Origin of the sequence: Parafrankia discariae (assembly GCF_000373365.1) — a bacterium.
In the GTDB taxonomy this organism is placed as follows: domain Bacteria; phylum Actinomycetota; class Actinomycetes; order Frankiales; family Frankiaceae; genus Parafrankia; species Parafrankia discariae.
On the sequence record NZ_KB891208.1, the window covers coordinates 258,906 to 272,574 of the forward strand.

Annotated in this window: 15 protein-coding genes; 9 read left to right on the plus strand and 6 right to left on the minus strand. The window is 74.1% G+C overall.

The genetic code is table 11. The features are described from left to right. Positions 1-106: 106 nt before the first annotated feature. Positions 107-1,495, plus strand: a complete 1,389-nt coding sequence (locus B056_RS0112560) for a magnesium transporter MgtE N-terminal domain-containing protein (protein ID WP_018502216.1) — start codon at positions 107-109, stop codon at positions 1,493-1,495. Beyond that, a complete protein-coding gene (locus B056_RS0112565) occupies positions 1,492-2,166 on the plus strand; it encodes a DUF1003 domain-containing protein (RefSeq protein WP_018502217.1) in 675 nt (224 codons plus the stop codon). Before B056_RS0112560 ends, B056_RS0112565 begins: the two co-directional genes overlap by 4 nt. On the opposite strand, the gene B056_RS0112570 is transcribed toward B056_RS0112565, so the two are convergent. After that, positions 2,163-2,522: a chorismate mutase gene (locus B056_RS0112570; RefSeq protein WP_018502218.1), complete on the minus strand. Its 360-nt coding sequence runs from the start codon at positions 2,520-2,522 to the stop codon at positions 2,163-2,165. The two genes, B056_RS0112565 and B056_RS0112570, sit on opposite strands and share 4 nt — an antisense overlap. Positions 2,523-2,867: 345 nt before the next feature. Between B056_RS0112570 and B056_RS0112575 the strand changes: the two genes are divergently transcribed. After that, positions 2,868-3,698, plus strand: a complete 831-nt coding sequence (locus tag B056_RS0112575) for a RecB family exonuclease (protein ID WP_018502219.1) — start codon at positions 2,868-2,870, stop codon at positions 3,696-3,698. Positions 3,699-3,877: 179 nt separating this feature from the next. Then, positions 3,878-4,105 (plus strand): DUF397 domain-containing protein, encoded by a 228-nt coding sequence (locus tag B056_RS0112580; RefSeq protein WP_018502220.1) that lies wholly within the window; start codon positions 3,878-3,880, stop codon positions 4,103-4,105. Between the two features lie 116 nt (positions 4,106-4,221). Here the strand turns inward: B056_RS0112580 and B056_RS0112585 are convergent, their stop codons facing one another. Next, complete coding sequence (locus B056_RS0112585) at positions 4,222-4,443, minus strand: DUF397 domain-containing protein (RefSeq protein ID WP_018502221.1); 222 nt, start codon at positions 4,441-4,443, stop codon at positions 4,222-4,224. Next, positions 4,440-5,315, minus strand: a complete 876-nt coding sequence (locus B056_RS0112590) for a helix-turn-helix domain-containing protein (protein WP_026239631.1) — start codon at positions 5,313-5,315, stop codon at positions 4,440-4,442. The genes B056_RS0112585 and B056_RS0112590 overlap by 4 nt, the downstream gene beginning before the upstream one ends. A 343-nt stretch (positions 5,316-5,658) precedes the next feature. Between B056_RS0112590 and B056_RS42690 the strand changes: the two genes are divergently transcribed. Further along, on the plus strand, positions 5,659-6,612 hold the full coding sequence (locus B056_RS42690) for a hypothetical protein (RefSeq protein ID WP_230202965.1): 954 nt from the start codon (positions 5,659-5,661) through the stop codon (positions 6,610-6,612). A gap of 18 nt (positions 6,613-6,630) precedes the next feature. Further along, positions 6,631-7,896, plus strand: coding sequence for a pyridoxal phosphate-dependent aminotransferase (locus tag B056_RS0112600; RefSeq protein ID WP_018502224.1), 1,266 nt, complete (start codon positions 6,631-6,633; stop codon positions 7,894-7,896). 144 nt (positions 7,897-8,040) lie between these two features. Here B056_RS0112600 and B056_RS0112605 read toward each other — a convergent pair whose 3' ends face one another. Next, positions 8,041-8,799: a hypothetical protein gene (locus B056_RS0112605; RefSeq protein ID WP_018502225.1), complete on the minus strand. Its 759-nt coding sequence runs from the start codon at positions 8,797-8,799 to the stop codon at positions 8,041-8,043. A gap of 120 nt (positions 8,800-8,919) precedes the next feature. Here B056_RS0112605 and B056_RS0112610 point away from each other — a divergent pair, with 120 nt between their 5' ends. Continuing rightward, positions 8,920-9,330 carry an antibiotic biosynthesis monooxygenase family protein gene (locus tag B056_RS0112610; protein WP_018502226.1) on the plus strand — a complete coding sequence of 137 codons (411 nt, stop codon included), beginning with the start codon at positions 8,920-8,922 and terminating at the stop codon, positions 9,328-9,330. Positions 9,331-9,386: 56 nt separating this feature from the next. On the opposite strand, the gene B056_RS0112615 is transcribed toward B056_RS0112610, so the two are convergent. Further along, positions 9,387-10,526, minus strand: coding sequence for a hemolysin family protein (locus B056_RS0112615; protein ID WP_018502227.1), 1,140 nt, complete (start codon positions 10,524-10,526; stop codon positions 9,387-9,389). Then, positions 10,523-11,920: a hemolysin family protein gene (locus tag B056_RS0112620; protein WP_018502228.1), complete on the minus strand. Its 1,398-nt coding sequence runs from the start codon at positions 11,918-11,920 to the stop codon at positions 10,523-10,525. The genes B056_RS0112615 and B056_RS0112620 overlap by 4 nt, the downstream gene beginning before the upstream one ends. 354 nt (positions 11,921-12,274) lie before the next feature. Between B056_RS0112620 and B056_RS36275 the strand changes: the two genes are divergently transcribed. Then, a complete protein-coding gene (locus B056_RS36275) occupies positions 12,275-13,201 on the plus strand; it encodes a ParA family protein (RefSeq protein ID WP_230202966.1) in 927 nt (308 codons plus the stop codon). Then, entirely contained in the window at positions 13,198-13,635 is a 438-nt protein-coding gene (locus B056_RS41885) for a hypothetical protein (RefSeq protein WP_026239632.1), read from the plus strand. Before B056_RS36275 ends, B056_RS41885 begins: the two co-directional genes overlap by 4 nt. Positions 13,636-13,669: the final 34 nt, after the last annotated feature.

Sequence of the window (13,669 nt, forward strand, 5' to 3'; positions counted from 1 at the left end):
CGGCCCCCGTCCCGGTTCCGCCCGCCACCAGCCGGGCCGTTCCGCCCGCCACTCACCGGTCCGTCCCGGCCGGGGCCAGGTGACCGCCCGGCCGGGACCCGCCCGGGTGTACTGCCGTCGCCTGGCGGGGCTGCTGGTGCTCGACCCGAACGGCGACCAGGTCGGCCGGGTCCACGATGTGATCGTCACGCTGCGGCTGGGGCATGAGCCGCCACGGGTGCTCGGGCTGGCCGTCGAGGTGCAGCGCCGGCCGATCTTCGTGCCGATCTCCCGGGTGACGGGCGTCGAGTCCGGGGCGGTGGTGCTGTCGTCCGCCCGGCTGAGCTGGCGCCGCTTCGCGCAGCGGCCGAACGAGACGCGCGTGCTGGCCGAGCTGCTCGACCGCCGGGTCACGCTCCTGCAGCCCAGCGCCGACTCGACCGGCCGGGGCGGCGGGGGAGCCGGAACCGGGGCCGGTTCCGGCGCCGCGAGCCCGGCCGGCCGCGAGGTGACCGTCGTCGACGCGGCGATCGAGCCCACCCGCACCGGCGACTGGGTCCTCGACCAGGTGGCGGTGCGGGTCGGCCGGGGCCGGCGCGGCGAGGTCCGCACCGTCGGCTGGGACGAGGTGACCGGCTTCTCGCTGCCGGAGGAGGGCCAGGGCGCGGCGAACCTGCTCGCCGCGTTCGAGAAGCTGCGGCCCGCCGACCTCGCGTCGCTGCTGCACGACCTGTCCCGCAAGCGCCGCGCCGAGGTCGCCGCCGCGCTCGACGACGAGCGGCTCGCGGACGTCCTCGAGGAGCTCCCCGAGGACGAGCAGGTCGAGCTGCTCGGCGGTCTCGCCGCCGAGCGCGCCGCGGACGTGCTCGAGGCGATGGGCCCCGACGACGCCGCCGACCTGCTGGGGGAGCTGCCCGCCGAGGAGGCCGAACGGCTGCTGCGCCTGATGGAGCCCGAGGAGGCGGCACCCGTGCGCCGCCTGCTCGTCTACGCCGACGACACCGCCGGCGGCATGATGACCAGCGAACCGGTGGTGCTCGCCCCGAACGCGACCGTGGCCGAGGCGCTGGCCCGGGTCCGCGAGCCCGAGCTCTCGCCGGCGCTGGCCGCCCAGGTGTACGTCGTGCGTCCCCCCTACGAGACGCCGACGGGGCGGTACCTGGGCCTCGCGCACTTCCAGCGGCTGCTGCGCGAGCCGCCGAGCACCCTGGTCGGCGGGGTGATCGACGTCGACATCACCCCGCTGCGGCCGGACACCCCGCTGCCCGAGGTGACGCGGCATCTGGCCTCGTACAACCTGGTGGCCGCCCCCGTCCTCGACGACGCGGGACGGCTGGTGGGGGTGGTGACCGTGGACGACGTGCTGGACCACCTGCTGCCGTCCGACTGGCGGGAGAGCCAGCCCACCCCGGACGGCGAGGAGGAGATGCCGCCGGGGGCGATGAGCGCCCCGCCGGCCGGCGACCCGGATCCGGGCGGGCGCGGTGAGGTGGGTACCGCTCCCGCGGCCACATGAGCGGGCTGCTGCGTCGCCGGGGGGAGCGGCTCGACCAGCCGCGGGCGTCGCGCCGGGCGCACATCCGGCCGAGCTACGAGCCGGACGCGTTCGGCCGCGTCGCCGAGCGGATCGCGCGGTTCCTGGGCACCGCGCGGTTCATCGCCGTGCAGACCGTGGTGGTCGTGGTGTGGCTGGTCTACAACTTCGCGGCGCCGCCGTCGCTGCGGTTCGACAACTACCCGTTCATCTTCCTGACGCTGGCGCTGTCGTTGCAGGCCGCCTACGCCGCGCCGCTGATCCTGCTGGCGCAGAACCGGCAGGACGACCGGGACCGCGCGAACCTCGCGCAGGACCGCGAGGCCTCGGTACGCATCCGGGACGACACGGAGTACCTGGCCCGCGAGCTGGCCGCGATGCGGGTCTCCATCGGCGAGCTGGCCACCCGGGACTTCCTCCGGGCCGAGCTGAAGATCCTGCTCGCGGACCTCGACGGCACCCGCGCCGACGGCGGCCGGCGGGACAGACGGGACCGCCGGCGCCGCCGCGAGGATCTGGGCGCCGTGCCGAACGGAGCGGTCGGGCCCGCCGGCAACAGCCGTTCGGGCCAGCCGGTCCGACCGCCCGGCGGCGACCCGCCGCCCGGCGACCCGGGGAGCCGGCGACCGGGGACCGGGAGAGCCGGCGGCTAGGGGAGGTTGCCGCGGCAGAGGGTCAGCACGGCGACGGCGATCTCGACGCCGCGGGGGCCGAGGTCGTCCGCCCAGCTGGCGATGATCTCGTTCTCCCGCCCGTGCTGGATGCGTGGCCCGCCCTCCTCGGCGCGCAGCGCCTGGACCTGGCGGGACAGCTCCTTGCGGGCCGTGACGAGTTCCCGCAGCCTGGCGTCGATGTCGTCGATCAGCTGGCGTCCCTCGTCGATGGAGGCGATCGTCCGCGGCGCGGACGGGTCGGTACCGGGCTGGGGGATGGCGGGCTGAGCGTCGGCGGGTACGGCGGCGGAGCTGGCGGCGGCGGAGCCGGAAGCGGCGTCGACGGCGTTCGTCACGGGTGGGCCCTTCGGTCGGGCCCGGCAGCCCGCGCCACAAGGGGCCCGGGTGTCGCCGGGCTGTGGTCTGGCGCGGAGCCGCGTGAGATCAGCGGCCGAGCGGGGACCGAACCCGGCCCCCGTAAAAGGGTCGCGGTGGAAGAAGGCCGACCAGGCCGAGACACGGCCGCGTGACCTCGGCCAACCGCGCTACCTCGCCCAGCTGTGCGACGCTCGCCAGCTGGGCCGTGCGCATGTGTGGCCCACCGCACTCCATGGGTCGAGCATGCCACCGCGGGGGCCGCGGAGTCCAGAACGGGCGGATGTGAGGCCGTGCGCGAGCCGGCGCGGTGAGATGATCGTCGAATGGACCAGATGGAGCTGGCCGAGATGCCCCGCCGGTTGTTCTCCTGCACCCCCTCTCGCCTGGCGAGCTTCGAGGACTGCCCGCGCCGGTACCGGATGACCTACCTGGACCGGCCGGCGCCGCCGAAGGGCCCGCCGTGGGCGCACACCTCGGTCGGCGTCAGCGTGCACAACGCGCTGCACCGCTGGTGGGACGTCCCCCTGCCGGCCCGCACCCCCGAGCGGGCCGGGGCGCTGCTGCGGGCCAGATGGGTCGAGGACGGCTTCCGGGACGGCGCGCAGTCCGCGGCGTGGCGCGAGCGGGCCGCGGGGATGGTCGAGGCCTACACCGCCGGCCTCGACCCGGCCGCGGAGCCGCGGGCGGTGGAGCGCCAGGTGGCCACCCGGACGGACACGCTGGCCTTCCACGGTCGGGTCGACCGGCTGGACGAGCGTGGCGGTGAGCTCGTCGTGGTCGACTACAAGACCGGCCGGCGGGCGCCGACGGACGACGACGCGCGTGGGTCCTCGGCCCTGGCCCTCTACGCCCTGGCCGCGGGGCGGATGCTGCGCCGGCCGTGCCGGCGGGTCGAGCTGCACCATCTCCCGAGCGGAACCGTCGCCGTCGCCGAGCACACCGAGGAGTCGACGGCCCGGCACGTGCGGCGCGCCGAGTCCGTCGCGCGGGACGCGGCCGAGGCGACCGAACGGCTGCGGGCCGGCGCTGACGTCGACGCCGCCTTCCCGCCCACCCCCGGCCCGCTGTGCTCCTGGTGTGACTTCCGGCGGCACTGCCCGCAGGGGCGGGCGGTCTCGCCCGACCGGGAGCCCTGGGCGGCGCTGGCCGAGTAGGACGAGCCGGGCGGCTGGCAGTTTGCTGCCATCCTGGTGACTCGCAGTAGTCTTCGTGTGCTCGTCCGGGCTGTGGCTTCTAAGCTCCGGGACGGGGGGTGGCACGGCCGGGGCGCGGGTGTGACGTGCGCTGACGGCTGTGCGTCCCATCCGCTCTGACCAGTTCGGGAGCTGTACCGGTGCCGCGCAAACTCGCCCTCTCCGAGCACGATCTCGCCAGCGCCTCGTGGCGTTCCGCCCGAGCCGACGGCGGCACGGCCAACCGGGTGGAGGTGGCGCGGATCCCCGGCGGTATGGCCATGCGCGACTCCGACCGGCCCGTCGGACCGGTCCTGCTGTTCACCGACGACGAGTGGGACGCCTTCACCGCGGGACTCGGCGACGGCGAGTTCGATCTGACGTCCTGACCCGGGCACTGCCTTTCGGCCAGCCGCGGTGGCCGGCGCCAGTCGGACGGACTGGTACCGGCCACCGCGACCGAATCCGGGATCACCCCGCGGCGGTCCCGGGGATGTGGGTGCGGTCAGTTCAGCGTGCCGGTGCGGACGGCGCTGACGAACGACGACCACGACCGCTCGGAGAACTCCAGTGTTCCACCGGCGCGGTCCTTGGAGTCCCGTACGTATGCCGAGCTGGTTCCGGGTGCCCATTCGACACAGTTGCCACGCGGCTGGCTGTGGCTGCTGGTCCGCCAATGGAGGGTCTCGACATCGCCCGTAGCGATGCCGCCCGTGTAAGCCTTCACTCCTGTTTCACCTTCTCGACTATGCGCGTGATCATGGCGCCTGCCTCGTCAGGACCGAGAGCGCAGGCCCGCAGTTTCTCGAAGGCGACCTTATAGCGCTGAACCTCGTGAGCCTTTTCCAGGTACATCGCGCCGGCAAGTTCTTCGAGATAGACCACGGGTTGGTCTCGGGCGTCCGGGAACTCGAACAGGGTGAACGGAAAGCCCTGGGCCTGGTAGCCGCCGGCCTCGAAAGGGATCACCTGGATGGTGACCCGGCCGCGGGCCGCCTCGGCCAGCAGATGCTCCAACTGGCCGCGCAGGACGCCGGGCCCGCCGACCGGCCGGCGCAGCACCGCCTCGTCGAGGATCACCCGGACCTGAGGCCAGCCGCTCTGACTCAGCCGCTTCTGGCGCTCCCGCTTGAACGCGACCGTCCGCTCGGCCTCGGACGGCGAGCCGTCCCGGTCGAAGTCCAGGGCCAGCGCCCGCGTGTACTCCTCGGTCTGCAGCAGGCCGGGGACGAGCGCCGACTCGTAGGTGAGGATGGCCTGTGCGTCGCCCTCAAGGCCGATCAGAGTCTCCAGCCACTCCGGCACCGCGTCGCCGAAGGACTGCCACCACCCCTGCTCCTTGGCCTGGCGCACCAGGTCGAGCAGCGCCTGCCGCCGGGACGTGTCCTGCAGCTTGTACAGATCGAGCAGGTCGCGCACATCGCGAAGGCGCGCGGGCGTCCGCCCGGTCTCGACCCGGCTGATCTTCGAGGGTGAGCATTCGAGATGACGCGCGGCGTCGTCCGCCGACAGGCCGGCCTGCTCCCGAAGTCGGCGGAGCTCGGCGCCGAGCCGCCGACGGCGCACTGTGGGGCTTCCCCCGCTGGTGTGCTCGGACATGGTGCCTCTCTGTCACTGGTTTGCCTGGGTGCGGTGCGCGTCGTTCCGCGCGCGGTTACCGTTCGCGGTCACTGGTCACGCCGTGACCGCCTGTGCGCCGGACCGTTCGGCCGGCGAAGCGCGCCCGGGTGGGTGCCGGTTTTCGCCGCCGCCGCACTACATGGCGTTTGTATTCGCTGAAGTAGTTCGCTAAATATAACCGTTAGCATGGCAATGTAGCCTGAGCGTCATGATCTCAGCATAAGTGGGCGGGGGCTGGGAACAATGGATGCACAATCATCGTGAATGCATGTGCGACGATCCCGCCCCTGTCTGACACTAAGTGTCCGGTATCTTGCTTTGGGTGTCGGGTCCGCCGATGATCGTGGTGGGCGGTGAATCATCGGACGGGGTGATCGTGATGGTGGGTGAACCGAGCTCGCGCTCCGCGAGCCCGAACGGTCCGGCTCCGGCTGGAGCGGCGGGCGGCGGTACCGCCGGGGAGGCCGGCCGCTTCCAGGTCTTCGACGGCGACGGTCGGTTCGTCGGCGTCTTCGCGAACTGGGAGGCCGCGCACGCCTGGAGTCACCGGCGTGCCGCCGAGCCGGTGACCAGACTGCCTGTCCGGATCGAGGACCATCTCGACCGGCGCACCTGGACGGTGCGGCCGGGCCTGTGCCAGCTCACCGTGTGGCGGCGGCATTCCGAGTTCCGGGTGTGCCCGCCGCCCAACGCGGCCGGGCCGGCACCAACGCGACCGGTGCCGGCACCGGCGCGGTCGGGGTCGGCGTGGTCGGGGTCGGTCGGGGCGGCCCCGCGCCCCGGCCCCAGCATCTCGCCCTTCGGTCCGGCTGTCCCGCCCGACCCCGCCTTCTCCTCCGATCCGGCTTTCCCGTCCGGTTCGGCTTTCTCCTCGGATTCGGCCGCATCGGGTTCGGCCTTCCCGCCGGGTTCGGCGCTCTCGCCCGGTTCGACCTTCCCGACTGGTTCGGACTTCCGCCCTGGTTCAGGCTTCTCGTCTGGTTTGACGGGCTCGTCCGGTTTGGCGGGCTCGTCCGGACCAGCCATCTCGATCGGTTCGGCCGTCATGCCGGGCACCGCTATCGCGCTCGACCCGGCGATCCTGTCCGACCCGGCGTTCCCACTCGGCGCGGCTTTCTTTCCCGCGGCGGCCGCGGCCATGGCGGGGGCCGGGGCGGTACCGCTCGTGTCGCCGCCGCAGCCTCCAGCGCCGCCGCCCGTCGCCCAGGCCAGCTGGCCGGCGCAGGCGGCAGCGGCCTCCGCGCTGCGCGCCGTGGCCAAGGGCCCCGCACGCTGAGATACCGCACGCCATCATGTGTCCGTGGCCGAGGAGACGACAGACCAGCCGGCGCGGGTGGGCCGCGAACGGGACGTGACCGCCGGGGCCTCCGGCCCGGCGATGCGGATCTCGGCGAAGGCGCAGACCTTCACCGAGTCCGTGATCCGGGACATGACCAGGCTCGCGCTGCGGCACGGGGCGGTGAACCTGGCGCAGGGCTTCCCGGACTTCAGCTGCCCACCCGAGCTGAAGGAGGCGGCGAAGGCGGCCATCGACGCCGACGTCAACCAGTACGCGATCACCTGGGGAGCGGCCGACTTCCGGGCCGCGATCGCCGCCAAGATCGGCCGCACCTATCCCGGCTGGACGGTCGACCCGGACACCGAGATCTGTGTGACCTGCGGCTCCACCGAGGCGATGATCGCCGCGATGCTGGCGCTGGTCGACCCGGGCGAGGAGGTCGTGTTCTTCGAGCCGTTCTACGAGAACTACGGCCCCGACTCGATCCTGTCCGGCGCGATCCCCCGCCTGGTGCGCCTGCACGGCCCGGACTGGTCCATCGACCCCGCGGAGCTGCGCGCGGCCTGCTCGGACCGGACCCGCGCGATCGTCGTCAACACGCCGCACAACCCGACCGGCAAGGTGTTCAGCGCCGCCGAGCTCGCCCTCGTCGCGGAGCTCTGCCAGCGGCACGACATCCTGGTTTTCACCGACGAGATCTACGAGCACATCCACTATCTGGAGCCGGGCGGGCACATCCCACCGGCGACCGTGCCGGGCCTGGAGGACCGCACGGTAACCGTGAACGCGCTGTCGAAGACGTACGCGGTCACCGGCTGGCGGGTCGGATGGACCGTCGCCCCCGCTCCGTACACCGAGGCGATCCGCAAGGTGCACGACTTCCTCACGGTCGGCGCCGCCGCGCCGCTGCAGGCGGCCGGCGTCGCCGCGATGGGACTGCCGCCCGAGTACTACGCCGGGCTCGCGCAGGAGTACCGGGCGCGCCGTGACCTCCTCTGCGGCGTGCTGGAGAACGCCGGGTTCGCGCTGCGTCCCCCGGACGGCGCCTACTACGTGATGTGCGACACCACCGACCTGGACCCGGCCGGCGACGACGTCGCCTTCGCGCGACGGCTGGTCAGCGAACTCGGGGTCGCGACCGTCCCGGGCTCGTCCTTCTACGCCGATCCGGCCGACGGCCGGCACATCATCCGGTTCGGCTTCCCGAAGCGGTTGGAGACGCTGCGCGCCGCCGCCGACCGCCTACGCCACCTCGAACGCACCCCCCCGACCCACTCCTGACCAGCACCCCGCCCGGACGATCGGCGTGCATGCCGGGGCGCTGCTGAAGCGAGTTGTCCGAGCGGCGTATGGAGCGGCTGAGGCGACTCGCTTCGACGGGTGGCCGGCGGTCACGGTGGGGGTGCCCGAGGTGGGGCTGGTTGGTCAGTTCTGGTGGGCCGGGACCGGCAGGGGGTAGCCGGCGGACGCGGCGCGGGCATGCCCGCGCCGCACCTCCCGGGCGAGCGCGCGAAGGTACCGGCGGCGGCGCACCTGTCCGGCGCCGTCCGCCGGGGGGCCGCCGGTGAGCCGTCCCGCCGCGCTCACCATCGCCGGGCGTGAGGGCAGCAGATAGCGCCCGCGCAGGTACTCGCCGATCCAGCGGCCCTGGGCGGCGGCCAGTTCCGGCTCGGCCGAGACCCGGTACAGCCCCTCCACCTCCTGGTGGAACACGCCGCCGAAGAAGTACTCCCCACTCCAGGCCCGCGAGGCGCCCACCCGGCCCGGCTCGGCCCCGTCACCCGCCGACGGGACGGTCGCCGACGGGGCGGTCGGCGGGGTGCCGACGAACACGACCGCGTCCAGGCGGGTGAGCCCCGGACCGGCACCGGCCGGGAGGGCGCCGACGGCACCGAGGCGGGCGGAACCAACGCCGGCCAGTTCGAACGGGCCACCGCCGTCCGCGCCGGTTTGTAGCACGAGCGGGCCGGGGACGACGATGAGCCGGTCGGCCATGCCGAACTCGCCGAGCGCGCGGGCGGCCTCCCGGGCCGGTGGGCCGGCCGGGTCGCCGGCGAGCACGCCGACGCCGTCCAGTCCGCCGTCCACCAGGGCGATGAGCGCGGCCGTGCCGGCGCCGGAGAGCGGCCCGGCGGGACCGGAACCGGCGTCGATGACCACGGCCAGCCGGGGAAGTCGGGACACGCTCGCCGACTGTAGTGCCCGTCCGGGCGGGGGATGGCGCCGAGGCCCCGGCCGCGGCCATGCGCCACACGTGGGGATCGACGGCGTCACGGCGCGGCACCGCGCACTACCGTGACGGTCATGAGCGTCGTGAAGATCAATGTCCTCACGGTCCCCCCGGCGATGCGGGAGACCCTGGAGTCGCGGTTCGCCGGGCGGGCCGGGATGGTCGAGAAGGCGGACGGGTTCGAGTGGTTCGAGCTCCTGCGCCCGATCGAGGGAACCGACACCTACCTCGTCTACACCCGGTGGCGCAGCGAGGAGGACTTCCAGAAGTGGCAGTCCTCGATGGCGTTCAGTGAAGGCCACCGGGCGGCCGGCGTGCAGGCGTCGTCCGGCCAGGGCCACCCCGGCGGCCAGCCCGCCGCCGACGCCGCCCCCGCCGGTCACGGTGCTCCTGCCGGTCACGGTGCTCCCGGTGGGCCGGCCGCGTCCGGCGCCAATCTCTGGTCCTTCGAGGTCATCCAGACCGCCGCCCCGGCGGTCGGCTGACCGCTCGTCCCGCCGCCCGGGCCCGCGGGGGTACGCGGAGTGCCGGGCCGGCGGGATCACGGTCGGGGGCCGGCCGTCTCGCGATGACTGGCGTCCTCCACCTCGCCGACGAACTCCTCGACGACGTCCTCCATGGCGACGACGCCGAGGGTGGTGCCGGCCGCGTCCACCGCCCGGCCCAGATGGCTGTTGGTGCGCTGCATGAGGCGGAGCGCCTCGTCCAGGTGGAGGTCGACGCCGATCTCGGCCATCCGGCGCAGCCGGCGGGGCGGCAGCGGCTCCGCGCGTTCCTGCTCGGGAACACCGAGGACGTCCTTGGCGTGCAGGAACCCGGCCAGCTCCGCGACGGGCCCCGCCCCGCCGTCGTCGCCGCCGGCACTGTCGCCGCCGGCACCGCCGGCACCGCCCGGCTCGCTGCCGGAGTCCCGGCCCGGGAGGCGGACGGGGAACCGCGAGTAGCCCGTCTCGGCCACGGCCTCCTCCAACTGGGCGGCGGTGACCGTCCACGGCACGGTGACGATCTCCGAGAGCGGGATCATCACCGAGCGGACGGTCCGTCCGGACAGCTCGAGCGCGTGCGTGAGCAACTCGTGCTCCCCCGGGGGCAGCAGGCCCTCCTGTCGGGACTGCCCGATCAGCGCCCCCAGCTCCGCCGGTGTGTAGGCGGAGGCCAGCTCGTCCGACGGGGTGACCCGCAGCAGCCGCAGCACCGCGTTCGCGAAGTGGTTCAGGAAGGCGATGAACGGCCGGGTGAACCGGGCGAACGCGAACAGCGGCGGCCCGAGCCAGAGCGCCGCGCGCTCCGGGCCGGCGATCGAGAGGTTCTTCGGAACCATCTCGCCCAGCACCATGTGCAGCGACACCACGATGCACAGCGCGATCACGAAGGCGACCGCGTGCTGCGCGCCGACGGGGACGCTCGCCGCGTCGAGCGCGGCCTCGAGGAGGTGTGCCACCCCCGGCTCGGCGACCGCGCCGAGGGCCAGTGAGCACACGGTGATGCCGAGCTGGGTGGCGGCGAGCATGGGGGAGAGGTGCTCCATATGCGACAGGACGGCCGCCGCCCGCTTGTCGCCGTCCTCCACCATCGGTTCGACCCGGTCGCGCCGGGCCGAGATCAGCGCGAACTCGGCGCCGACGAAGAACGCGTTCCCGGCGAGCAGCAGCACGCCGACGAGAACAGCCAGCAGGTTCATCGGTCGCCCGCCCGCTCGGACCGGGTGGGTGTCTCGCCGTTGGCTTCCGCCGTGGGCTTCGTCGTGGTTTCCGCAGTGGCTTCCGTCGGGCTGAGCCGCACCCGGTCGATGCGGTGGCCGTCGATCGAGGCCACAACGAGCTCGTGGCCCTCGACCTGGACGACGTCACGCGGCTGTCCCAGCCGGCCGAGGCGGGCCAGAACGAGCCCGCCGATGGTCTCGTAGGGGCCGGCGGGCAGGCGGGCCCCGGTCGCCTCGCGTACCTCGTCCAGGCGGAGCAGCCCGGACAGCATCCACCGGCCGGCGCCGAGGGCCACCGCGTCGGGCGGTGCTGGGCGGTCGTGCTCGTCGTCGACGTCGCCGACGAGCTCCTCGACGAGATCCTCCATCGTCACGATGCCGTCCGTGCCGCCGTACTCGTCGATGACGACGGCGAGCTGGAGGCCGCCGCGCCGCAGCCGGCGCAGCAGGACCTCGCAGTGCAGCGACGCGGGCACCAGCAGCGGCTCGACCATGAGCTCCGACACCACCCGCCGGGCCCGCTCCGGTGCCGGGACCCGGAACACGTCCTTGACGTGGACGACGCCGACCACGCCGTACGCGTCCTCGCCGAGCTCGTCGTCCTCGCGCAGGACGGGGAAGCGCGAGTGGCCGGTGTGCTCGGCGAGGCGCAGCAGCTCCGCCAGCGAGGCGTCCGCCCCGGTGAAGACCGCCCGCACCCGCGGGGTCATCACGTCGGACGCCCGCCGGTCGCCGAAGCGCAGCGACCGGCTGAGCAGGGCCGCGGTGGTGACGGGCAGGGTGCCCTGCTCGGCCGAGGAGGCCACGATCGAGCTCAGCTCGTCCGACGACCGGCCGCTGCGCAGCTCGTCCTGCGGCTCCACTCCCACGGCCCGCAGCAGGGTGTTGGCCGAACCGTTCAGCACGGTGATCAGTGGCCGGAACACCCGCGAGAACATGACCTGCGCCGGCGCGACCGCCCGGGCGACCCGGACCGGCTCGGAGATCGCCCAGTTCTTCGGGACGAGCTCACCGAAGACCATCTGGGTCACCGTGGCCAGCACCAGCCCCAGCACGATCGCGGTGATGTCGCGCGGCGACGGCGGGATGTGGGCGGCGTCCAGCAGCGGTTCGACCAGCGTGGCGACGGCGGGTTCGGCGATGTAGCCCACGACCAGCGAGGTCACCGTGATGCCGAGCTGCGCGCCCGAGAGCTGGAACGACAGCGAACGCACCGCCCGCAGGACGATCCCGGCGCGGCGGTCGCCCGCGTTCGCCGCCTCCTCGATCTGGTGCGGTTCGACGGCGACGAGCGCGAACTCGGCGGCGACGAAGAGCGCGTTGCCGGCGATCAGCAGGACGGCCACGACCAGGTAACCGGCGGCCTCGAGCATTCAGATGACTCCTTCTGGTCGGCGCGCCGGTAGGCACGGCCGCACTGGTGCCCGGCGTATCCGGTCCATGGTCCGGCTGGACGGGCGGCCGCGCGCGGCTCCGCGGCTCCGCGTCGGTGGTTCCGCGGTTCCGCGGTTCCGCGGAACCGCGGGCTTCGTCCCGTCCCGGGTACGCCCTGCCCGCGCGACACGCCCAGGACACGGCCCGGGCACCGCCGGCTCCCGACATGTCGACTTCGGTGGCCGAAGGTGCCGTCCCGCTTGCGGGGGTTCGCCCGCAGAGTCACCCTCGGCGCGACATTCGGTCACGTACGGTGTTGTGATCAGTCGGGCCGGGTGGGCACACTGATCGGTGTGGCCCGGGTTCTCGCTGTCGCCAACCAGAAGGGCGGCGTCGCCAAGACGACCTCGGTGGCCAGCCTCGGCGCCGCTTTGTGCGAGCTCGGCCGCCGGGTCCTGCTCGTCGATCTGGATCCGCAGGCCTGCCTGACGTTCTCGCTCGGGCTCGACCCGGACTCCCTCGAGCTGTCCGTCCACGACGTGCTGCTCGGGCGGCTGCCCGCGGGCATCGTGATCCGGTCCACTCCCGACGGCAGCGATCTGCTGCCCGCCACCATCGAGCTCGCCGGCTGCGAGGCCATCCTGCTCTCGCGCACCGGGCGGGAGCACGCGCTGCGGCTGGCCCTCGGCGAGATCGCCGCCGAGTACGACTTCGTGCTCGTCGACTGCCCGCCCTCGCTGGGCGTGCTGACCATCAACGGCCTGACCGCGGCGGACGAGGTCGTCATCCCGATGCAGTGCGAGACGCTCTCGCACCGCGGGGTCGGCCAGCTGCTGGACACCGTCGCGGACGTCCAGCGGCTGACGAACCCGCGGCTGCGGGTCCGCGGGGTTCTGCCCACGCTGTTCGACGGGCGCACAGCGCACAGCCGGGCCGTGGTCGTGGACGTGGCCTCCCGCTACGAGGTGAAGATCCTCGAACCGCCGGTGGCGAGGTCGGTGCGGTTCGCCGAGGCGCCCGGCCTCGGACGGTCGATTCTCACCACCGCCGGCCGTTCCAAGGGGGCCGAGGCGTACCGCACGCACGCCCGGACGATCGCGGGTGTCCCCGGACCGGCCGTCGCCGTGCCCGCCGCTCCCGCTCCCGCCGCCGTCGGGCCGGACACCGCCGTCGGGCCGGACACCGCCGTCGGGCCGGACACCGCCGTCGGGCCGGACACCGCCGTCGGGCCGGACACCGCGGTGGGGCCGGACACCGCTGTCTCGGGCGCGGCGGTGTGAGCGCGGGCGCGTCGGCGGGCTTCGACCGGCTCCGCCACCGGGGGATGGCGAAGGGGGGCCTGCGCAGCGCCTCCGGACTGGCCGGGCCGGAGCCGGCGGAGGCCCGGCCGGGCGGGCCTCCGCCGGGCGGCCCCGCCGGCTCCGGCTCCGCTCCCGGCTCTGGTCCTGGTCGGCCGACGACGTCGATCGGCCGGGACGCGCACGGCAAGCGGGCCCTCTACAGCGGGGTGCGCCCGCCCGGCCCGCGCACGACGAACCTGACGGTCACCTGCTCCCGCTGCGGCCGGACGAGCACGATCGGCCTGCGCCGGGCGCTGTGGGTGCTGACACCGAGCGTGCATCTCCCGCTGCCACTGCGGCACCCCTCACTGCTGCGCTGCCCCGCCTGCGGGCGGCCGAGCTGGGTGCGGCTCGCGCTGCGGGCCCATCCCTGACCGGCCCATCCCGGACGGGCGCGGCACGCCGGAG

What these genes read in the sequence shown, in the direction of transcription:
- B056_RS0112610 (WP_018502226.1), top strand. Translation starts at nt 8,920, where the DNA reads ATGAGCGTCGTGAAGATCAATGTCCTCACGGTCCCCCCGGCGATGCGG.
- B056_RS0112590 (WP_026239631.1), bottom strand. Translation starts at nt 5,315, where the DNA reads ATGTCCGAGCACACCAGCGGGGGAAGCCCCACAGTGCGCCGTCGGCGG.
- B056_RS0112615 (WP_018502227.1), bottom strand. Translation starts at nt 10,526, where the DNA reads ATGAACCTGCTGGCTGTTCTCGTCGGCGTGCTGCTGCTCGCCGGGAAC.
- B056_RS0112620 (WP_018502228.1), bottom strand. Translation starts at nt 11,920, where the DNA reads ATGCTCGAGGCCGCCGGTTACCTGGTCGTGGCCGTCCTGCTGATCGCC.
- B056_RS0112565 (WP_018502217.1), top strand. Translation starts at nt 1,492, where the DNA reads ATGAGCGGGCTGCTGCGTCGCCGGGGGGAGCGGCTCGACCAGCCGCGG.
- B056_RS0112575 (WP_018502219.1), top strand. Translation starts at nt 2,868, where the DNA reads ATGGACCAGATGGAGCTGGCCGAGATGCCCCGCCGGTTGTTCTCCTGC.